This window comes from Rhizobium sp. 'Codium 1', from assembly GCF_020889605.1.
GTDB classification, from domain to species: Bacteria; Pseudomonadota; Alphaproteobacteria; order Rhizobiales; family Rhizobiaceae; genus Allorhizobium; species Allorhizobium algae.
In genome coordinates this window covers 540,061-560,777 of the sequence record NZ_JAJGPW010000001.1, presented here as the reverse complement: position 1 = coordinate 560,777, position 20,717 = coordinate 540,061, and the positions used below count along the sequence as shown (strand labels likewise).

The 20,717-nt window shown below is 61.9% G+C and carries 21 protein-coding genes; 6 read left to right on the top strand and 15 right to left on the bottom strand.

Features of this window, described 5'->3' with window-relative positions; genetic code table 11:
- The first annotated feature begins 1 nt into the window (after nt 1).
- Nucleotides 2-628 (top strand): YitT family protein, encoded by a 627-nt coding sequence (locus tag LJE98_RS02665; RefSeq protein WP_229573205.1) that lies wholly within the window; start codon nt 2-4, stop codon nt 626-628.
- A 16-nt stretch (nt 629-644) separates the two neighbouring features.
- On the opposite strand, the gene LJE98_RS02660 is transcribed toward LJE98_RS02665, so the two are convergent.
- From LJE98_RS02660 to LJE98_RS02650, 3 genes are all read right to left on the bottom strand, one after another.
- Nucleotides 645-1,397, bottom strand: a complete 753-nt coding sequence (locus tag LJE98_RS02660; RefSeq protein ID WP_229573203.1) for an ABC transporter ATP-binding protein — start codon at nt 1,395-1,397, stop codon at nt 645-647.
- Nucleotides 1,391-2,455: a FecCD family ABC transporter permease gene (locus LJE98_RS02655; RefSeq protein WP_229573202.1), complete on the bottom strand. Its 1,065-nt coding sequence runs from the start codon at nt 2,453-2,455 to the stop codon at nt 1,391-1,393. Before LJE98_RS02655 ends, LJE98_RS02660 begins: the two co-directional genes overlap by 7 nt.
- A 67-nt stretch (nt 2,456-2,522) precedes the next feature.
- Nucleotides 2,523-3,653 (bottom strand): ABC transporter substrate-binding protein, encoded by a 1,131-nt coding sequence (locus LJE98_RS02650; protein ID WP_229573886.1) that lies wholly within the window; start codon nt 3,651-3,653, stop codon nt 2,523-2,525.
- Between the two features lie 125 nt (nt 3,654-3,778).
- Here LJE98_RS02650 and LJE98_RS02645 point away from each other — a divergent pair, with 125 nt between their 5' ends.
- Entirely contained in the window at nt 3,779-4,582 is an 804-nt protein-coding gene (locus LJE98_RS02645; protein WP_229573200.1) for a class I SAM-dependent methyltransferase, read from the top strand.
- A gap of 194 nt (nt 4,583-4,776) precedes the next feature.
- The gene (locus LJE98_RS02640) at nt 4,777-5,691 is read left to right on the top strand and encodes a sugar kinase (protein ID WP_229573194.1); all 915 of its coding nucleotides are present in this window, start codon (nt 4,777-4,779) and stop codon (nt 5,689-5,691) included.
- A gap of 26 nt (nt 5,692-5,717) precedes the next feature.
- Here LJE98_RS02640 and LJE98_RS02635 read toward each other — a convergent pair whose 3' ends face one another.
- The 6 genes from LJE98_RS02635 to LJE98_RS02610 all read right to left on the bottom strand — a co-directional run bounded on the left by LJE98_RS02635 (nt 5,718) and on the right by LJE98_RS02610 (nt 11,687).
- Nucleotides 5,718-5,888 carry a hypothetical protein gene (locus tag LJE98_RS02635; protein ID WP_229573193.1) on the bottom strand — a complete coding sequence of 57 codons (171 nt, stop codon included), beginning with the start codon at nt 5,886-5,888 and terminating at the stop codon, nt 5,718-5,720.
- A gap of 399 nt (nt 5,889-6,287) precedes the next feature.
- On the bottom strand, nt 6,288-7,199 hold the full coding sequence (locus LJE98_RS02630; RefSeq protein ID WP_229573191.1) for an SMP-30/gluconolactonase/LRE family protein: 912 nt from the start codon (nt 7,197-7,199) through the stop codon (nt 6,288-6,290).
- A gap of 21 nt (nt 7,200-7,220) precedes the next feature.
- Nucleotides 7,221-8,174, bottom strand: a complete 954-nt coding sequence (locus tag LJE98_RS02625; protein WP_229573189.1) for an ABC transporter permease — start codon at nt 8,172-8,174, stop codon at nt 7,221-7,223.
- Nucleotides 8,171-9,118 (bottom strand): ABC transporter permease, encoded by a 948-nt coding sequence (locus tag LJE98_RS02620; RefSeq protein ID WP_229573187.1) that lies wholly within the window; start codon nt 9,116-9,118, stop codon nt 8,171-8,173. Before LJE98_RS02620 ends, LJE98_RS02625 begins: the two co-directional genes overlap by 4 nt.
- Complete coding sequence (locus LJE98_RS02615; RefSeq protein WP_420710097.1) at nt 9,115-10,572, bottom strand: ATP-binding cassette domain-containing protein; 1,458 nt, start codon at nt 10,570-10,572, stop codon at nt 9,115-9,117. The genes LJE98_RS02620 and LJE98_RS02615 overlap by 4 nt, the downstream gene beginning before the upstream one ends.
- Nucleotides 10,573-10,670: 98 nt before the next feature.
- Nucleotides 10,671-11,687: an ABC transporter substrate-binding protein gene (locus LJE98_RS02610; protein ID WP_229573184.1), complete on the bottom strand. Its 1,017-nt coding sequence runs from the start codon at nt 11,685-11,687 to the stop codon at nt 10,671-10,673.
- A gap of 258 nt (nt 11,688-11,945) precedes the next feature.
- Between LJE98_RS02610 and LJE98_RS02605 the strand changes: the two genes are divergently transcribed.
- From LJE98_RS02605 to LJE98_RS02595, 3 genes are read left to right on the top strand one after another with little or no spacing between them, the layout of a single operon-like run.
- The gene (locus LJE98_RS02605; RefSeq protein WP_229573182.1) at nt 11,946-13,190 is read left to right on the top strand and encodes a GAF domain-containing sensor histidine kinase; all 1,245 of its coding nucleotides are present in this window, start codon (nt 11,946-11,948) and stop codon (nt 13,188-13,190) included.
- The gene (locus tag LJE98_RS02600; protein WP_229573181.1) at nt 13,187-13,909 is read left to right on the top strand and encodes a response regulator; all 723 of its coding nucleotides are present in this window, start codon (nt 13,187-13,189) and stop codon (nt 13,907-13,909) included. Before LJE98_RS02605 ends, LJE98_RS02600 begins: the two co-directional genes overlap by 4 nt.
- Nucleotides 13,910-13,969: 60 nt before the next feature.
- A complete protein-coding gene (locus LJE98_RS02595) occupies nt 13,970-14,527 on the top strand; it encodes a regulatory protein RecX (protein WP_229573179.1) in 558 nt (185 codons plus the stop codon).
- A 16-nt stretch (nt 14,528-14,543) separates the two neighbouring features.
- Here the strand turns inward: LJE98_RS02595 and LJE98_RS02590 are convergent, their stop codons facing one another.
- The 6 genes from LJE98_RS02590 to LJE98_RS02565 all read right to left on the bottom strand — a co-directional run bounded on the left by LJE98_RS02590 (nt 14,544) and on the right by LJE98_RS02565 (nt 20,710).
- Complete coding sequence (locus LJE98_RS02590; RefSeq protein ID WP_229573178.1) at nt 14,544-15,596, bottom strand: ornithine cyclodeaminase; 1,053 nt, start codon at nt 15,594-15,596, stop codon at nt 14,544-14,546.
- 190 nt (nt 15,597-15,786) lie between these two features.
- On the bottom strand, nt 15,787-17,067 hold the full coding sequence (locus LJE98_RS02585) for a TRAP transporter large permease (RefSeq protein WP_229573176.1): 1,281 nt from the start codon (nt 17,065-17,067) through the stop codon (nt 15,787-15,789).
- Nucleotides 17,068-17,595: a TRAP transporter small permease gene (locus tag LJE98_RS02580; protein ID WP_229573174.1), complete on the bottom strand. Its 528-nt coding sequence runs from the start codon at nt 17,593-17,595 to the stop codon at nt 17,068-17,070.
- A gap of 64 nt (nt 17,596-17,659) precedes the next feature.
- Nucleotides 17,660-18,634 carry a TRAP transporter substrate-binding protein gene (locus LJE98_RS02575; RefSeq protein ID WP_229573172.1) on the bottom strand — a complete coding sequence of 325 codons (975 nt, stop codon included), beginning with the start codon at nt 18,632-18,634 and terminating at the stop codon, nt 17,660-17,662.
- A 61-nt stretch (nt 18,635-18,695) separates the two neighbouring features.
- Nucleotides 18,696-19,574: an amidohydrolase family protein gene (locus tag LJE98_RS02570; protein ID WP_324255812.1), complete on the bottom strand. Its 879-nt coding sequence runs from the start codon at nt 19,572-19,574 to the stop codon at nt 18,696-18,698.
- Complete coding sequence (locus LJE98_RS02565; protein WP_229573169.1) at nt 19,574-20,710, bottom strand: mandelate racemase/muconate lactonizing enzyme family protein; 1,137 nt, start codon at nt 20,708-20,710, stop codon at nt 19,574-19,576. Before LJE98_RS02565 ends, LJE98_RS02570 begins: the two co-directional genes overlap by 1 nt.
- Nucleotides 20,711-20,717: the final 7 nt, after the last annotated feature.

Genomic DNA, 20,717 nt, shown 5'->3' with positions numbered 1-20,717 from the left:
CATGACCACGACAACCGCAATCCAGGCGGGCGCCGAGCGCCATCGCCTCTATGAAGACGTGCTCGCAATGATCTCGGGCACCATGTTCGTCTCGCTGGGAACTCTGATCTATACCGAAACCATGCTGACGGTCGGCTCGAGTGCGGGCCTCGCCCTGTTGCTGTCCTATGTCAGCGGCTGGGGCTTCGGCCTCATCTTCTTCGTCGTCAACCTGCCCTTCTACATCCTCGCTGTGAAACGCATGGGCTGGGCCTTCACGCTCCGCACCTTCACGGCCGTGGCACTGGTCTCCATCCTGTCGAAGCTGAACAGTCAGTGGATTGATTTCTCCCATCTCGATCCCTTCTATGCCACCGTGATCGGTGGCGGCTTGATCGGAACGGGCTTGCTGATGCTGTTCCGGCATCGAACCGGCCTTGGCGGCATCAACATCCTGGCCATGTATCTCCAGGAGAGGACAGGCCTGCGCGCCGGATATTTCCAGCTCGGCGTGGATCTGACGATCCTCGCCGCAGCCTTCTTCGTCCTGCCGGCAGACCGGCTCGCCCTGTCCGTTCTGGGCGCTGCCATTGCCAATCTGATCCTGGCGATCAACCACAAGCCCGGTCGCTACGTGGGGCTGAGCTGAGTTTGCGACCTCTGGTCTATGCCAGAGCCGCGTCCACGATGACGAGAGGTCGGCCTTGCGTGCAGGCCTCGATGCGCGCATCGACCCGATACACATCTCGAAGCAGGGACGGGGTGATCACATCTGAAGTCGCACCGCTCGCGATCAATCGCCCATCTGCGACCACGAGCGCGTGTTCGCAGTAGCGCATGGCATGATTGAGATCATGCAGGGCGATCAGGACCGCGATCCCGCTCCGGCGTGCCAGATCGCGCGTAAACTGCAAGACTTCGACCTGCCGGAAAAGGTCGAGCGCCGACGTCGGTTCGTCCATCAGCAGAACCTCCGGCTTGCGCACGAGCGCTTGGGCGATGGCAACCAGTTGTCGCTGGCCACCGGAGAGCTCGCCGAGGTCGCGGAAGGCGAGGTCTGAAATCCTCAACGAAGCCAGGATGCGGTCGATCTCCTCAAGCTCGCCATCGGCGACCTTCCAGCCAGATCCCTGCTTGGAGGCGAGCAGCACGCTTTCATAGACGGTAAGCACCGCATTGGCGCCGGTATCCTGCGGCATGTAACAGATCGGCCGAAGGCTTTCCTCGCCGGAGAGATGGACCACGCCGTCTCCGTTGAGCAGGCCCGCAATCCGCTTGAACAGCGTCGACTTGCCCGCAGCATTGGGGCCGATGACGGCTGTCAGCACGCCGCCTGCAATGTCTCCGGTGGTAATGTCGCTGAAGACGCGGTGGCGGCCATACTGTGCACCCACCGCTTCGAGCCTGAGCGCTACCATGCGCGTCTCCTGTTGGTGAAAATCAGGGAGAAGAAGAAGGGCACCCCGACGAGTGCTGTAATCACGCCGATCGGCATGATCGCCCCGGGGATCAGCACCTTCGAGACCACGGACGTCACGGAAAGCAGCAGCGCGCCACAGAGAATGGAGCCGGGCAGGAAAAACCGCTGGTCTTCGCCGAGCAGCATGCGCGCGATATGCGGACCGACGAGTCCGATGAAACCGATCGTGCCGACGAAGGAGACCGGGATGGCCGCCAGCAGGCTGACGAGCAGCATCGTCTGGAGCCGGAGCGAGCGGACGTTGACACCGAAGGAGGCGGCCTTGTCGTCACCAAGCCTCAGCGCCGTCAGGGCCCAGGCGCGGCGCGCAAACAGCGGAACGCTGAAGACGAGGACTGCGAATGTCACGGCCACCTTGCCCCAGGTCGCCTTGGTCAGCGAGCCCATGGTCCAGAAGACCACGGCCGCAAGGGCCTGCTCCGAGGCGAGATATTCGAGCAGTGACAGCAGCGCGTTGAAGGTGAAGACGAGCGCTATGCCGAGCAGCACGATGGTTTCCACGGTGACGCCGCGCATGGTCGACACACCATAGATGAAGAGAGAAGCGAGCATCGCCATCAGGAAGGCGTTGATCGGCACCATGTATTGCACGGCCGCCGGGAACACGGCGACACCGGCGACCAGCCCGAGCGCTGCGCCAAAGCCGGCAGCTGCCGAAATGCCGAGCGTGAAGGGGGAGGCGAGCGGATTGGCAAGGATCGTCTGCATCTGCGCGCCAGCCAACGACAGGCATGCTCCGACGGTGACCGCCATCAGCGCGATCGGCATGCGGATGTCCCAGATCACCACACGCAACTGGTTCCCGGCTGAGGCAGGGTCCCAGATCGTCGAGATGACCTCGGACAGCGTATAGCGTGCGGGTCCATAGGCCATGTCGACCGCAACCGACAGCACCAGGCAGAGTGAAAGCCCGGCGAGGATCGCCAGGCGTTTTGCCGTGAGGCTGCGATAGGTGTCGCTTGAGGCCGGGTGGGCCGTTTCGACGGTGGTAGCCATGAATTCTTCCTGTCTCTCACGCCCTTGAGCGCAGGCGGCCGGCGGTTGTCCGCCGGCCGGATCGGTATCAGGAACCGGTCTTCACCGAGGCGAAGTAGCCGGGGTGATAATCGACCGGCAGGAAGCGCTCATGCATTTCCTTGAAAGTCGCGTCCGCGTCGAGGTCTTGAAACAGGTCCGGATGCAGCCACTTGGCAATCTGCTGCACGGCCACGAACTGGTAGGGACTGTTGTAGAACTGGTGCCAGATGGCGTGCACATTGCCATCCGTCACCGCCTTGATGTCCGTGAAGCCGGGGCGTTTCATCAGTTCGGCGAGCTTGCGGGCGGCTTCCGCCTCATCGGCACCCGGGCCGACGCCGACCCACTTGCCGCTGGGTACATAGAGCTCCCAATTGGAGCCGGTCACGATGACCTGATCCGGGTTCGAGGCGATGATCTGCTCCGGATTGACGGTCCCGAAGGTGCCCGGAATGAAGTCCTTCGCCATGTTCACGCCACCGGCGAGTTCGACCATCTTGCCGAAATTCTCGTTGCCGAAGGACATGCAGCAATCGTCCGAATAGCCGCCGGCTCTTTCGATGAAAACGACCGGCTTCTTGAGGTCCGCCTGGTCGGCGAGGACGTCGGTGACGCGGGCGATCTGCGCGTCGTGAAACTTCACGAACTCCTCGGCGCGCTCTTCCTTGCCGAAGAGCTTGCCGATGATGCGCATGGAATCATCGGTGTGCTCCATCGGCTTTTCGCGGAAGTCGATATAGACGAGCGGAATGCCGACGGCAGCAAGCTTCTCGATGTAGCCGCTCTCTTCCGTCGCGGATTTGGCTTCCGTGTTCATGATGATGACATCGGGTTTCAGCGCGACCGCCTGCTCGATATCGAAAGTGCCGTCCTTCATGCCGCCGAAGGTCGGGATCTTTTCCATCTCCGGATATTTCTTCAGGTAGATATTGTAGCCGTCGAGATCGGCCTTCTTGAAGTCGTCACGCCAGCCGATGACGCGGCCGAAGGGATTGTCGGTGTCGAGGGCCGCGGTGAAGTAGATTTGACGACCTTCGCCCAGAATGACGCGCTCCACGGGAACGCTGACTTCCACCTCACGGCCGGCGATGTCCTTGATCTTGACCGTCTCGCCAGCCAGCGCGACGCCTGAAAAAAGGACGAGCGAAATCGCGGCGGCAGACGCCACCTTCTCCATCTTGAACACGATCAGTTCTCCTGCTTGTGATTGTGGGGTGAACTATGATTTTATGACTTTAACAGTCAAGAAATATCTTTTAGAAGTGTTCCAGCCTCATCGACCCGTTGCGAAAGATCCAGCCTATGCAAGCCGTTAGCACTATTTCAAACCGTGACCTGCGCGATGAGATCAAGGCCTACTGGTCCCTCAGGGCCGAAACCTTCGACAGCCAGCCCGGTCACGAGATCTTCTCCGAAGACGAGAGGGCAGCCTGGCACGCGCTGTTGCGCAAGCACCTCGGTCCGGGAGAGGGGCGGGCTGCACTCGATCTCGCCTGTGGCACGGCTGTGATCTCCCACCTTCTGGATGATGTTGGTTTCAAGGTCACCGGACTGGATTGGGCCGAGCCCATGCTCGAACGGGCGCGCGCGAAGGCCAAGGCTCGTGGCCGCCAGATCCGTTTCCTGATGGGAGACGCCGAGAGGACCATGGAATCCGACGACACCTATGACGTGATCACAAACCGTCATCTCGTCTGGACCCTCGTCGATCCGCTTGCCTGCTTTCGCGAGTGGCACCGGGTGCTCAAAGCAGGCGGCAAGGTGCTGATCGTCGACGGCGACTTCGTCAACACGTCGATTCTGACCAGGCTCGTGAAGCGGTTAACGGCCTTGGCCGGCCGTCTCGGTCTCGCCGGGGATGCGATGCATGGCGCACCGAATTCCGAGATGGCGGCGACGCATAGCAGCATTCTCTCTCGCGTGCATTTCTCCAACGGCGCGCATGCCGACGCTGTAGCGGCCCTGCTGAGGGAGGCCGGGTTCTCCAAGGTCACGATCGACCGGGACATGTCGGCGATCCACCGGGCGCAGCGCGAGAATTTCTCCTTCTTCAAGGGGCTCGAGCGGGCGACGCAGCACCGTTACGCCATTTGTGCCGAGAAGTGACGGGGGCTTCTCCGTCCTCTAGGTCTGCGCAATCGTCTCTCTCAGGCGCGCTGCAGTGGTTCGAACCGCGGGATCCAGTCCCTCGTCGATAGTTCATGAAACTGACCGGGCCCTTCACAAGATTTTGCGGGTACCCCGTCGACTGCGGCTGCCTGGCGCGCTAAGCGGAATATGGACAACGGAGAGGGCAAGGCATGGCACGGATCGCGTCGATAGGCGAATGCATGGGGGAGCTTTCGGAAACCGGTGCGCCCGGCACACTCGGCATGGGGTTTGCGGGCGACACGCTGAACACCGCCTACTACCTGCGCCGGAGCCTGGGACCGGACTGGCAGATCGACTACGTCTCTGCCGTCGGTACGGACGGGCTTTCCGACCGGATGGTGGAATTCATCAATGCTGAAGGCATTGGGACGGACCACATTCGCCGACTCGCCGACAAAACCATCGGGCTTTACTATATCACGCTCAAGGATGGGGAGCGCAGCTTCACCTATTGGCGCAACGACAGTGCAGCCAGACAGCTGGCCAGCGATCCCGCGGCTCTGATCCGCGCGCTTGATGGTGCCGATGTCGCCTATTGGTCTGGCATCACGCTGGGGATTCTGGCGAACCAGGATCGTATTGCGCTGATCGAGGCATTGCGCCAGTTCGCCGGCCGCGGCGGCACCGTCGTCTTCGATCCCAACCTCAGGCCCCGTCTCTGGGAGAATGCCGAAATCATGCGCGGATGGATCCACCGCGCAGCAGCCATCAGCGACCTCTGCCTGCCGTCCTTCGATGACGAAGCGACCTGGTTCGGCGACAGCGATCCCGCAGCCACAGTCAAACGCTATGTCGCTGAAGGCGCGCGGCGCGTGATCGTCAAGAATGGCGCAGGAGACGTGACCTATCAGGGCGGTGATGGCGTGATAGGCACTCTGTCCATTCCAAAGGCCGAGCGGGTGGTGGACACGACGTCTGCCGGAGACAGCTTCAATGCGGGTTACCTCGCTGCCGAACTGCGCGGTGCGTCCACTCCGGATGCGATCACGGCGGGAGCACTGCTTGCGTCGAGGGTGATCGGCGCTCGCGGCGCACTGGTGGCGGATGCGGCCACAGGCGGATGAGGGCGGTGTAAGGAGGTTGAGACCGCTCAGGCGGGCGTGGCACCTGCGCCGAAAAAGGTGAAATAGCCCCAGGCAAGAAGGAATGCGGCAGCAATGCCGGCCCAGATCAGGATTCTGCGCGCTGTCAGGGAAAGCGCCTTCTTCGGCTTCGGCGGCTTGTTCTCCGGCGGACGCTCGAACTTGATGACGTTCGACATTCTGGGTTCTCTCATTCTGTCTGTCAGGCCTTCGTCTGGCTTCCTGCCATGATCGCGCAGGGACCACAAGCGCCGCGTCTCCCTCATCCAATGAATGCCGTAATCAATCGCGCCCGGATCGCTCGGTGTTGGGCGCGGACGTCGTCTCCGGTGGTTTCTCGTCCGGCTCGGCTGCCACTCGCGCGCCGGGACTTGCAGCTTCGCGCTGGTGACGGATACGGCCCGCTCTGACCGCCTGCCGGCACTATGGTCGAAGCCGTCAAGCCGTATGATGAGGTGGCGGCTTTCGAGGAGCAGCACAGGCTCGGGGGTCCGCCAGAAGGCGTGCCTATACCGCGTCGAGGACGTAAGACTGCAGTTGGTGCCGGGCGAAGCGCAGCCGCCAACGCGAGATCCGATTTAAGGCACCTGCGCCCCCCGCGTCGTGGTGTAGATCGCATAAAGCGAGGTCGTCGCGGTGATGAACAGGCGGTTCTTGCGCGGCCCGCCGAAGGTCAGGTTGGCAACCGTCTGCGGCACCAGGATCTTGCCGAGCAGCGTGCCGTCGGGATGGAAGCAATGCACGCCGTCAGCAGCACTCGACCATAGGTTTCCTTCCACATCCGTCCGTATGCCGTCAGGAATGCCCTTGTCGATATGGGCAAAGACCCGGCCATGCGTCAGCCGTTTCCCATCCGTGACATCGAACACACGGATTTGGCGCGGCGCATCTGGCTTGTGGCTGGCGCCGGAATCGGCGACGTAGAGCAGGCGCTCATCCGGCGAGAAGCAGAGGCCATTCGGTTGCAGGAAATCGTCAACCATGACGGTGAGTTCGCCGGTGGCGGGATCAAGCCGGTAGACGTTGCGGCTCGCCTGCTCCTCATCGGCCTTGTAGCCCTCATAATCCGAGAGAATGCCGTAGGACGGGTCGCTGAACCAAATGCTGCCGTCCGATTTCACCACCACGTCGTTGGGGGAATTCAACCGCTTGCCGGCATGGCGGTCGGCGAGCGTCGTGATCGTGCCGTCGATCTCGGTGCGGATGACGCGGCGTCCGCCGTGTTCGCACGAGACGAGCCGTCCTTCCAGGTCGCGGGTGTTCCCGTTGATGAAATGTGACGGCGCGCGATAGACCGAGGTTCCAGCGCCTTCGATCCAGCGTAGAACCCGCTTGTTTGGAATGTCGCTGAACAGCAGATAGCCGCCATCGGCGAACCAGACCGGTCCCTCGGCCCATCGGCAGCCCGTATAGAGCTCGTCGAGGGCGGCGCTGGAAACAAGCAAATCGCAAAAGCGGGGGTCTCGTACTTCGTAGATCGGGTTTTCCATGGGGACAGTCCTGACATAGCTTCAGGTTTTTCCGGTGCTGCGCGTGGTCGGCAGCGTGATGACGGCGATGATGATGAGACCGGTGAGAATGAGGCGTATGCCTGCTCCGAAGCCATAGGTATTCAGCATCGAAACGACCAGGAACATGAAAAGGGAGGCGCCCCATATCCCCGGAACATTCGAGTTTCCACCGGCAACCGCCGTGCCGCCGATGACGACGACGGCGATCGACATCAGGAGATATTCCGTGCCCATGTTGAGGGCGGCTCCGCCGGAGAAACTGGCCAGCAGGTAGCCGCACAGGGCGGCAAGCACGGCGCAGAGCAGGTAGGTGACAAGCCGCGTGCCGTCGATCGGTATGCCGGCCATGCGGGCGGCGCGAATGCTCTGGCCGACCGCAGCGATCGAGCGGCCATAGACCGTGCGGTTGATCACGTACCAGACGATGACCGAGAGGACGAAGGCGACGAGCGCGACATTCGGTACGCCAATAGTCGATGAGGTGGTGAAGTCCGCAAGCCAGCCTGGCGGCTTGATGCGAAGCCCCCGATTCGTCCAGATCGCCGTCGACTGCACGATGAAGCTCATCGACAGTGTTGCGATGATCGGCGGTATGCGCAGTAGCTTGATCAGTGTGTAATTGCCCAGACCAATCGCCAGTCCGACGCCGATCGCGACCAGCAGGCCCGTCAGGATCATGCTGTTCTCGACATTCATCACCTTCAGCGAAACCGTCGCGGCGAGCGTCATGTTCGCGGGAACCGAAAGGTCAATATTGCCGGGGCCAAGCGTGATCACCAGCATCTGTCCGAGACCGACCAGCACGGAAAAGGCGCCGAAGGTCAGCGCTGCCTGGGCAAGTCCCACGGTGCTCGCCCCGCCCGTGAAGAGAATGGTCACCAGGAAGACGCAGGCCGTTGCAATAAAGGACCAGATCCAGGTTCGGGCAAAAAGGGTGGAAATGAACTTGGTCATGATTTCCCCTTCCTGCCTTCTGCGCGGTTAAGCGCAAGACGCAGCGTCAGGACAAGGATCAGGATCGCACCTTGCGCGCCGATCTGCCAGTCTGGCGAGATCCGCAGGAATGAAAGGAAAGACCCCGCGAGCGTCAGCGTCAGCGCGCCAATGACGGCACCGATCGGCGAGACACGCCCGCCGACGAATTCGCCGCCGCCGAGGATGACGCCGGCAATGGAGAGCAGTGTGTAGCGGAGTGCGATATTGGCGTCGGCGGACGTTGTCAGCCCCACCAGCGCCATGCCGGCCAGGACGGCAAAGAACGCCGCAAGGCCATAGACCGCCGCGCGGGCACCGATGATCGACCATCCGGCCCGAGCGACTGATCGTGGATTGCCGCCGACCCCGCGGAGAACCACGCCGAAGGATGAACGCATGATCAGGTAGTGGCTGACAACAGCGATCAGAACGCTGGCGACGATCGCCATGGGGACAAGCGGCGGCTTGACGGTCATGATCGCCCGGATCCAGCTGGGTGCCGCGCCGCCAGGCGATGGCAGGATTAGCACTGCGAGCCCGCCCCAGACGAAGCTCATGCCGAGGGTGACCACGATGGATGGCAGGTCCCTGAGGTGGATAAGCACGCCGATAAGGGCATAGGCTCCGATCGCCCCCATGAGAATGACGACGCCAAGCAGGGGGGACGACTGCAGAAAGGTCGCCGTCACGCAGGCGACGAAGCTGACGAAGGTGCCCATCGAGAGATCAAGGTCGTTGACCGTCATGATCAACATCTGGGCGATCGTCGCCAGTGCGATCGGGACGGCCAGATTGAACAGAAGGTTGAGCCCGGTATAGCTCATCGCCCGCGGCTGGAGATAGAAAATGGCCGCGAGCAAACCGACGAGCGAGAGTGCAGGGATCAGGAGGCGAAGGCCGTCGCCCGAGAGGAACTTCGTCATGCGGCCTCCTGAAATGAAGCCGATAGGATGTTTTCTTCCGTTACATCGTCGCCTGTCAGTTCGGCAACGATCATGCCGATGTTGAACACGTAGACGCGGTCGCAGAGGCAGACCTCGTCCATTTCGGTCGAGTACCAGACGAAGGTTCGCCCGGCATCGGCTTCCCGGCGAAGGATCGCATAGACCTCCTGTTTGGTGCCGAAATCGACGCCACGCATAGGATCGTCCATCAGAACCACGGGTGCGCGGCTGGCCAGGGCCCGTGCGAAAAGAACCTTCTGCTGATTGCCGCCGGAAAGCGAAAGGATCGGATTGTTCATGTCGGGTGTCCGGATCCCGATCCGGTCCTTCCAGGTCTGCCCCAGCGCCTCTTCCCGTGTGAAATCCAGGGTCTGCAGCCGCGACAGGTCCGGCAGGATGCCGATGCTGAGGTTTCTCAGAATGCTCCACAGCGCGAAGGTGCCGTTGACCGCCCGGTCGCCAGCGACGAAAGCAACTTCAGGGTTGCCGGCCCGCAGCCAGTTACCGGTCCGGGATTCGAAGAGGCCGACCAGCATATCGGTCTGGCCGTGGCCGCCGAGACCGGCGAAACCGACGATCTCGCCCTTCATTGCCTGGAAGGGGAGGCCGCGTCCGCGCACCGGCGGTGCGGCAAGCACGCTAGCGGTACTCGTCTTCTGCACGTTCGTGCGCGCCTCGCGCGACTTCACCACACTGCCCATCGCCTCGATCAGTCCGTGTTCCGAAAACTCCTCAGCCGGTCTTTGGCTCACGACCCTGCCGTCCTTCATCACCACGATGCGGCTTGAGACCGACAGGATCTCTCCGAGGATGTGCGAGATGAAGAGGATAGAGCCACCGTCCCGGACGAAGCGCTCGACATAGGCGAGCAGTTGCTCGGCAAGGCGCGCGTCCAGCGACGAAGTCGGTTCGTCGAGGATGACGAGACGGACAGGACTGCCGATCTCACAGAACGTGATCGCGATCTCCACCATCTGGCGTTCCGCGATGGTCAGTGAGCCGACCGCGTCGTGGCAGTCGATGGAATGACCTGGAAAGATTTCCTCGAGTTTGCTCTCGATCAGGGCAGCGCCCCGCTTGCGCCAGCCCCAGCCCTTCAGACTGCGATGCATGACCCGGGTATTCTCGACGATCGTCAGGTTTGGGCAGAGCGACAATTCCTGAAAGACGCAGCGAATACCGGCATCGCGAGCCGCATTGATGCTGTGGCCTCCGCTGCCGTGACCATATTGAATGGCGCCTTCATGCGGGGCCAATCCGCCGTTGATGACATTGACGATAGTGGATTTCCCCGCACCGTTATGGCCGACCAGGCCGATGCACTCTCCCGCGCCGATCTCCAGCGTGACGCCGTCAAGCGCCTTGACCGCGCCGAAACTCACTCTTGCATCGGCAACGCTGACGACAGGCCGTCCATCGCCCTTATCGAGCATGACACTCATACTGATTCACTCTTTGCTTCGTTCGCCAAGGGATGTCCCCCACACCGCCCGACCCGAAGGCCGGACGGTCTGGGGAGGTTTCCGGTCGATTACATGGCGGAAGCGATCACCTTCTGGGCGTCCTCGAGCGAATACTCGACATTGGCAACGCCGCCGGCCTGGGTATTGGCCAGGTTGGCTTCAAGGTTGTCCTGATCGATGCGCAGGAAGGGTACGACGAGGTCCTTCTTCACGTCCTTGCCGTCGAGGATCTGCTGGGCGACCCAGAAGGCAAGCGTGGAAACGCCGGGCGCAATCGAGACCGACATGGTCTCGTAGCCGTTCGCATCCTTCTGTTCCTTCCACCATTTCAGCTCGTCTTCTCGGTTGCCCATGACGATCACGGGCATCGGGCGGTTGGCAGATGCGATGGCCTGTGCGGCCCCGTAGCCGTCGCCGCCCTGGGTCACAACACCGGCGAGTTCCGGCAGACTGGGCAGAATGCCGGCGACAGCTTTCTGGGCGACGTCCTGTGCCCAGTCACCATGGACAGAGCCGACGATCTTGAACTGCGGGAACTGCTCGACACCGGCATGGATGCCGGCCGAGATCTCGTCGTCGACAAAGACGCCGGCGAGGCCGCGGATTTCGAGCAGGTTGCCGCCCTGCGGCAGCTTGCCGGAAAGGTATTCGACCTGGCTGCGACCCATTTCCTTGAAGTCCACCGCGATGCGCCAGGCGCACGGTTCGGTCACGATGCCATCGAACGAGACGACGGTGATGCCGGCATCACAGGCTTCCTTGACGGCACCGTTGAGAGCCGTCGGCGAAGCGGCATTGATCACGATCGCATCATAACCCTGCAGGATCATGTTCTGGATCTGGGCGGCCTGCTCGGTCGCCTGATTTTCGGCGGTGGTGAAGGCGTCGGCTGCTGCGACCTGTCCGGCTTTGACGGCCTCGCCGGTCACCTTTTCCCAGCTGGTCAGCATGGCCTGGCGCCAGGAGTTTCCGGCATAGTTGTTCGACAGGGCAATCTTCTTGCCCGAAGTGTCGGCCATTGCGGGCATGGATGTGGCGAGAAGGCACAGTGCCGCGCTCGCCAGAAGGGTTCTGCTGGTCTTCATGATCTCACTCCCTGTTGTCCGGCGCTCTTGGCCCCGGTTTCCTCCAAACAGCCGGACGTGGCCCGGTCTGAATTCCCCGCCGAGTTCCTCTTCTCGGCAGGATCAGGATGGAGCGAACGGCGACATCTGTACAGGTCGAGCGCGGCAGGACGTTTGCGGGATCTACGCAAAGTCTTGCGGGATTCCGCAAGACGACCACCCTTTCGAGATGTGTTATGAAGGAGATGTGGCCGTGGGAGTGGCCGCGGGGAGGACATCATGCTCAAGATCGCGCCGTCAGCGCTGCTCGATCACTATCTCGGCATATCCAGGCTCCTGGCCGGCCAGCTCGATTTTCGCTCTGCCATCAAGGCCGTGGGCGTCGAAGTATCGCACATCGTTCCGCATGACCACCTCGATGTCTGCATCACCATGGTCAATGGCCTCTACCACACGGCTTATGAAACAGGCCTCGATACGTTTTGGGGGCAAACCACACCCGCGCCAGTGGCAAGCAGTCCGATCAGAGCCCTGCTCTGGGGGGAGATCGACTTCCTCCTGACAGCCGATGCCCAGCAAGAGACGCGCTACCACGTCGACACGCCCTTCACCCGCCCGATCTTCGAACACAATCTGCGCAGCCGCATTCATGTGCCGCTGAAGGTCGGCGGTGAAGTGATTGGCGCGCTGAGTTGCTCGTCGCATGCGGTCGGTTTCTACACAGAGCAAGACGTGGCCAACGCCCAGTCGATCGCCGACCTGCTGGCGCCCTACTTCTTCGCGCTCAGAGCTGCCGAACAGGCCAAGCAATCGGCGATTGTCGAAGCGGAGGCACGGGCGCGGGAGGAAGGCTTGCGGGCCGGGGCCTTGAGCCTTACCGAAGCGCTGGAACGTGAGCGTCAGCGCATCGGCATGGATCTCCACGATCAGACGCTGGCCGATCTCACCCGCCTGTCGCGGCGCATTGACCGGTTGATGCAGGAAGGGGAGGTCAAGGGCGAGGCGCTGGAGCCGGTTGGACGCGGCCTGCAGCACTGCATGCAGGGTCTTCGCGAAATCATCGAGGAGGCCAAGCCCTCGGTTTTGCAGCTCTTTGGTTTCGCCCATGCCATCGAGAACCATCTTGACCGCGCCGTACGCGACCACGGCTCCCGACTTGCCTGGAGCCTCAGCGACGATACCGACGGTCTGATCGACACAATCGACCAGTCGGTCCGCATCGCCCTGTTCCGTATCACGCAGGAAGCCGTCAACAATGCCGTGCGCCATGCTCAGGCAAATGTTCTTGAGTTGAAGATGAAGAGCGCGGCAAACGCATTGACCATCGAGGTGGCAGATGACGGGCAGGGCCTCCCGCGGTCGCCCCGACGTGCCGGTGGAGGCATTGAAAACATGGTGACGCGGGCGCGCCTGATTTCGGCCAAGCTGACGCTGGGGGCCGCACGCGACGGGAAGGGGACGGCTATGCGGGTACAGATGCCGCTCTCCCTCGCCCGGGCAGGACTGCTGGAGGGCGTGAAGTGAAGGTTCTCATCGTCGAAGACGATCCGCTGCATCGGTCCTATCTGCTGGAGGCGGTCTGTGCTGCTCTTCCCGAATGCGACAAGGTCATCGAAGCCGGAAACGGGGTGGAAGGCGAGCGCCTGGCGCGCGACCACAAGTCCGCCCATGTCGTCATGGACCTGCAGATGAACGCCCGCAACGGCATCGAGGCTGCGCGCACCATCTGGAAGGAGCGACCGGATACCCGCATCCTCTTCTGGTCGAATTATTCGGACGAGGCCTATGTGCGCGGCGTCTCCCGCATTGTCCCGGACGGTGCGGCCTATGGTTACGTGCTGAAATCAGCCTCCGACGAGCGCCTGAGGCTCGCGCTGCGCAGCATCTTCGTTGAGGCGCAATGCGTCATCGACCGCGAGGTGCGCGGCATGCAGCAGAAGAGCCTTGGTCAGGTCAGGGGCTTCAGCGACAGCGAATACGAGATCCTCGTCGATATCGCGCTCGGCCTGACGGATCGCACTATTTCGCGGCGCCGTGGCCTGTCGATCCGCAGTGTCCAGAACCGCCTGCAGCAGCTTTACGAGAAACTCGACGTCTACCAGATGTCGGTCGAGGACAGTGATGAGGGGCGGTTCAATCTGCGCGCCCGGGCGGTGACGGTCGCGCTTCTGCGCAAGCTGTTGAACTACAGCGCCCTGGAGCGCGCCGAAGCCGAGCTTGCGGAATGGCTGCGGTCTCACTGAGCGACCCAGAGGATCCAGATGGCTGTTGACGATCCCCCGCGAAGTTGAAAAACCGGACCCATGGACGAACAGTCGAACGCCACGGAAGATCAGCCCACGCCACGCATGTTGGCCTGGGCAAAGAACTCGGCTGCCTACCGGCTCGCCAAGCGCATGATGACGGAACGCGAACTTGCGGACGCAATCAGGCGGAAGGCGCGCAGCAAGTTCGAGGATATCAGTGAAGGCCAGCTGAACGCGCTGGCGGAGACGGCCCTTTCCTTCGGGCGCAACATGAAGGCGCTGGACGACCAGAACTATGCCGAGATCCGTGCGAATTCGGCGGCGCGCAGCGGCCGTTCCAAGCGCGCGATTGCCCGAAAACTGGCCGAGAAGGGGGTTGATCGTAGTATCGTCGAGGCCGTGCTTGTTGACGCGGACGATCTGCGCTCAGCTGTCGTCTATGCCCGCAAAAAGGCTTTTGGCCCCTTCCGCCGGCCGGGTATCGCAGCCGACGACGCCCGCTGGAGTAAAGAGATCGCCTCCTTCGCCCGCCAGGGCTTTGCCTTCGATCTGGCAAAGCGCGTGCTTGCCATGGATGGGGAGGAAGCCGAGGAAATCCTGGTTCGCCCGGCGTGAGCCGGAAGGCCTGCTCTCAGTCCCGGGCTCGCTGGAGCATGCCGAACAGGTCGCGCGGATCATCGGGATCGGCAATAAGGTCCACGGGCTGGTAGAAGGCCGTGTTGCGGACACGTTCGCGCACATAGCGGAGGGCCGAGAAATCCTCGATCGCGAAGCCGACGCTATCGAACAGGGTGATCTGCTTCTCGTTCCGCCGACCCTCGGCCTCGCCGGTCACGACCTGCCAGAGTTCGGTAACGGGATAGTCGGGATCCATCTGCTGGATCTCGCCTTCGATCCGCGTCTGCGGCGGGTATTCCACGAATGTGTCGGCGCGGGAAAGAATGTCGCGGTGCAGCTCGGTCTTGCCGGGGCAGTCTCCGCCGATCGCGTTGATGTGCACACCGGCCCCCACCATGTTGTCGGTGAGGATTGTCGCATACTGCTTGTCGGCCGTGCAGGTGGTGATGATCTGCGCACCCTCGATCGCGGCCTGTGACGTCGTGCAGGCCGTGACCTGAAGGCCAGAGCCCTCAAGGTTGCGGATGGTCTTGTCTGTTGCCTTCGGATCGATGTCGAACAGCCTCAGATGGGTAATCCCGAGCACGGCCTTCATCGCCAGCGCCTGAAACTCCGCCTGGGCGCCATTGCCGATCATCGCCATGGTGGTGGCACCCTTGGGTGCCAGATGGCGCGCGGCCATGGCAGACGTTGCTGCCGTTCTGAGCGCGGTCAGCAGGGTCATCTCCGTCAATAGGACAGGATAGCCGGTCGAGACGTCGGCGAGCAGACCGAAGGCGGTGACCGTCTGCAGACCCTCCGCCATGTTCTTCGGGTGGCCGTTCACATATTTGAACGAATAGATCTCGCCGTCAGAGGTCGGCATCAGCTCGATCACGCCTTCCCGCGAATGCGAGGCGACTCGCGGTGTCTTGTCGAAAAGCGCCCAGCGGCGGAAATCCGCTTCGATAACGTCGGTGAGTTCGTTCAGTACCCGCTCGATCCCGATATGGTGCACGAGCCGCATCATGTTCTCGACGCTGACAAAGGGGACGAGGGCTTTTTCCGAAGGGGCTGGCGCTGTCATGATCCACCGATTGAAGAGGAAGCTGAGGCCAGTCTAGCGATGCTCTCAGCAACTCGAAACGGCGATAATCTAACAGTATGCGCAATCTGGCGAGCAAAATGACATCACTGATGGCGCATAGTGTCAGCTATCGCGAAAAAAAGCAGGGGCCGAAGCCCCTGCAAGACGTCTTCTTCGGGAGGACGGAAAGTCACTTGAACTGCGCGGGAAGCCACAGGGAGAGTTCCGGGATGAATGTCACCATCAACAGAACCGCGACGCAGGCTCCGAAGAAGGGCCAGACGGTCTCCATCGCTTCCCGGATCGAGATCTTGCCGACGGCACAGCCGACAAACAGCACCGTGCCCACGGGCGGCGTGATCAGCCCGATGCCAGCGTTCAGGATCATGATGACACCGAAATGGACCGGATCGATGCCGAAGGCCTGAACGATCGGCAGGAAGACCGGCGTGGTGATGATGACAAGGGGGGCCATGTCCATGAAAGTGCCGAGCACCAGCAGCGCGATCGTGATCAGGAAGAGTACGACCATCGGATTGTCCGAGATCGACTTGACCAGCTGGATGAGCGTGAGCTGGACCTGCAGGAACGACATCAGCCAGGCAAAGGCGGCAGCCATGCCGATGACGAGAAGAACAAGCGAGGTCGTTTTCACGGCTCCCAGTATGGCCTCCACGAAGCCGCTCCAGTTGAGCTCCCGATAAACGAAGATCGCGACGAGGAAGGCATAGAGGACGGCGATGCAGGAACTTTCAGTGGCGGTGAACACCCCTGAGCGGACGCCGCCGAAGATGATTGCGATCAGCAGCAACCCCGGCAAGGCGGCGAAGAAGAAGACCAGCAGCTTGCCGAAGCCCGGGAAGGGCTCTGCGGGATAGCCGCGTTTGCGTGCCACGACATAGGCCGTGATCATCAGGGCGATGGTCAGCAGGATGCCCGGAATGATGCCGGCCGTGAACAGGTCTGCGACCGACACCGTGCCACCCGCGGAGATCGAATAGAGGATCATGTTGTGCGACGGCGGGATCAAAAGGGCGATCAAGGCCGAACTGATCGTCACGTTGACGGCATAGCCGCGATCATAGCCGCGCGCGGCCATCTGCGGCACCATCAGGCCACCGATGGCTGAAGCATCGGCCACGGCTGATCCCGAAATGCCGCCGAAGAGCATCGAGGATACGATGTTGACCTGTCCGAGGCCGCCGCGCAAATGGCCAACGAAGCCGGAGGCGAAGCGCACAAGCCGGAAGGCGATCCCGCCGCGGACCATAAGGTCGCCCGCGAAGATGAAGAACGGGATTGCCATCATCGCGAAGATGTTCATGCCGGAATTCAGCTGCTGGAAGATCACGATGGGTGGGATGCCGAGATAGAGCACCGTCGCCAGCGACGCGACGCCGAGGCAGAAAGCAATGGGCATGCCGAGCGCCATCAGGATGGCGAATGTGCCAAAGAGGATAGAATAGGCCATTCAGAGCACCTCGGCGTTTGCCGCATCGTCCGACATGGCGGCGACCGGGGCAATAAACGTGTCGATCAAACGTTCGAGCGCGAAGATTGAAATCAGCGCGCCACCTGCGATCAGGGGGATGAAGTCGATCCCGCCCGGCCATCCGAGGACCGGGATCCGCGCCGTCCAGGTCCCCGCGGCCAACTGCGTGCCATAGTAGGACATTGCACCGCCGAAGATGCAGATCAGCCCGAGGCTGACCAGATCCATCAGGCGCTGCACGCGAAGCGACATGTTGTAGCGCACGATATCCAGCCCCAGATGCACGCTTTCACGCACACCGACGGCAGCACCCAGCAGGATGAACCAGGACATCAGTTGCAGCGAAAGCGGTTCAGACCAGCTCGGCGTATCGTTGAGGACGTAGCGGCCGAAAACCTGCCAGCCGATAATCAGGGTCATCAGCACCAGGCCCGTCCCGGCAAGATAGAGGCAGGCGAGGCTCAGCCACCGGAGCCCGGGTCGAATGGCCTGCATGAAACGCGACATGGATTCCTCCGAAATCCGCAAAAACGAAAACCGGCCGCATCTGGGATGCGGCCGGTATGGCATGTCACTTGACGGCGCGGACGCGCTCGACGAGGTCCTTCATCTTGGGATCCGTGATGAACTTGTCATAGACGGGCTGCATTGCGGCCGCGAACTCATCCTTGTTAGGCGTGATGATGTTGGCACCGGATGCGCGGATTTTTTCTTCCGATGCCTTCTCGCGGGCCTGCCACAGTTCACGCATCTTGCCGACCGATTCCTTGGCAGCTTCCCGGATGACCTTCTGGTCTTCCGGAGTGAGCTTGTCCCAGGTGACCTTCGAAATGGCCAGAATTTCCGGCGTCAGCGAATGGTCGGTGAGCGTATAGTTCTTGGCAACTTCGAAGTGGCGCGAGGATTCATACGACGGCCAGTTGTTCTCGGCCGCGTCAACCACGCCGGTTTCGAGCGACGAATAGACCTCGCCGAACGGCATCGGCGTCGGATTGGCGCCGAAGGCTTCCATCATCGCGATCCAGAGATCGGACTGCTGGACGCGAACCTTCATGCCTTTGAGGTCGGCCAGGCTCTGGATCGGCTTTTTCGTCGAATAGAAGGATCGCGCGCCGGAATCGTAGAAGGCAAGCCCGATCAGACCATGCGGCTCAAAGGCAGCCAGCACTTCGTCGCCGATCTCGCCGTCCACCACTTTGTGCATGTGGTCGGTGTCACGGAACAGGAAGGGCAGGCCGAAGACAACCGTTTCCGGTACCAGATTGTTGAACGGCGCGCTGTTGACGCGGTTCATGTCGATCACGCCGAAGCGGGTCTGCTCGATCGTGTCCTTTTCCGAACCCAGGGCTGCATTGTTCATCACCTGGATGACGATGCGGCCGTTCGTGCGCTCTTTCACCAGGTCGCCCATGAACTTCACGGCATCGACCGTCGGGTAGCCGTCGGGATGGATGTCGGCGGAGCGCAGGGTGATTTCCTGGGCGAAGGCGGCGCCAGCGCCGAGGGTAAGCCCCATGGCGAGGCTGAGCATTGCGGCAGTTTTCATTGGTCTTCCTCCTCTTTGATTAAGCCGCCGAAACCTCCCGTTTCGACGGAATGCAATTCGGCTACCTGTCTCCTGCAGGTGGAATGCCGAAAAGTTCTTCAGGGTTGTCGACGAGCGCGCGCTTGCGGGCGGCATCATCGGGCAGCCATCCGAGCACGGTGTCGGTGAGCGCGACGTCATCAGGATAGTCTGCCTGGGCGCGCGCCATATTGTGGGGCCAGTTGGACCCCCAGACGATGCGCTCCGGCGCATACGCCGCGATAGCGCGGGCCACAGCCGCGACATCAGCAAATTCGGGGGCGCCGGATTTTGACGATTCATAGACGCCGGCAAACTTGAACCAGCAGCGCCCGCCGTCGATCAACCGCTTGGTCGCCTGAACCTGTGGGCTTTCGGGCGTCACGCCACAGAAGAACTTGCCGTGATGGTCGAGCACCCAGCGGGATTTCAGTTTCGCAAGTCGTTCCTCATGGTCGAGTATGTCACTGCCGTCGAACTGGACGGCGATCATCCAGTCGCGGCTGGCGGCGATCGCATCCACCTCTTCGAGCTTGGTCAGATCGGTGGCGCCGCCCGGCAGGTTCATAATGCGCGCGCCCCGGACGCGCGCCGCCGATAGCCGGTCGAGTTCGGCTTCGCTGGTACCGGCATCGAGGCTTGCGACGCCCCAGGCGATGTCGCCGAACCGTTCGAGGCTGGCGATGAGATTGGCGTTGTCCCGTTGGTGCGCCATGCCCTGGGTGACGATCACGCGATCGATCCCGATCCAGTCCATGAACTGTCGATACTGCTCAGGGGTCGGCAGATCGCCGACCGGCAGGTTCGGGCCGCCTGGCACGGCTGGGTAGCCTGGCATGTAGGCATGCATCTGGGTGTCGATCGCGCCCTTGGGAAGCGTGATTGCGGGTTTGCGACCGGAGAGGGGGCGGATTAGGCTCATCATTCGTCCCTCATCTTGAACTCGGCAAGCGCATCCCGGTTGATCTCGATGCCGAGGCCGGGTGCGTTTGGAATGGTAACCACCCCGTTCACGTGTTCGATCGGCTCCTTGACGACGGCCTGACGGAACGGATTGTCGGTGCGATCGAATTCCAGGATCGGCTCGATCGGGTTGACCCGAACGGGGTCTGGCACCATGGCCGCGAGGAATTGCAGGGCGGCTGCGATGTGCACGGCCGTGCCCCAGACATGCGGGACGACACGCACGCCATGAAGGGCGGCGAGATCAGCCACGCGTTTGGCCTCGGTGAAGCCGCCGACACCGGCAAGATCCGGCTGAATGATATCGATTGCGCGGGTCTCGATCGGCTCACGCATGCCCCAGCGGCTCTGCCAGGTTTCGCCACCGGCCACCGGGATCGGTTGTTTGGCACGCACTTCGCGGTAGGCGGCGAGCTGTTCCGGCACGACGGGCTCCTCGAACCAGTCGAGACCATAGTCTGCCGCACGGCGACCGAATTCGATGGCTTCAAGAACGCCATAACCATGATTGGCATCCGCCATTAGACGCATGTCCGATCCCGCGGCGTCCCGGGCGGCGCGGATGACGCGCAGATCTTCCTCGATGCCGAAGCCGACCTTGATCTTCGAAGCGTGGAAACCCTGCGAACGATAGAGCGCGATGTCACGTGCATTGTCTTCGACCCGGTCGACGCCGTCGCGCTTGAAGCTTCCGGTCGCATAGGCCTTGACGCTTTCGCGAAACCGGCCACCGAGCAACATTGAAACGGAGGTCCCGAAATGCTTGCCCTTGATGTCCCAGAGCGCAATGTCGATGCCGGAAAGGGCGGTCAGTGTCAGGCCACGCTGCCCCTGATCACGCAGTGCATTGTAGAGAACGGCCCAGATCTTCTCGGTCTCCAGCGGGTTCATGCCGATCAGCCAGTTGCGATAGGCCGCGACCACCGCCGCATTCGGTCGCGCCGGACCAAGGCATTCGCCCCAGCCTGTGAGCCCGTTGTCGCAGACGATCTCGACGAGCACATGAGCACGCCGATCGAAGCGCATGGACGCGCTCTGGAACGGGACCGAGAGCCTGTGCTCGAGAATATGGGTGCGAACCTCGACGATTTTCATCTGGTGC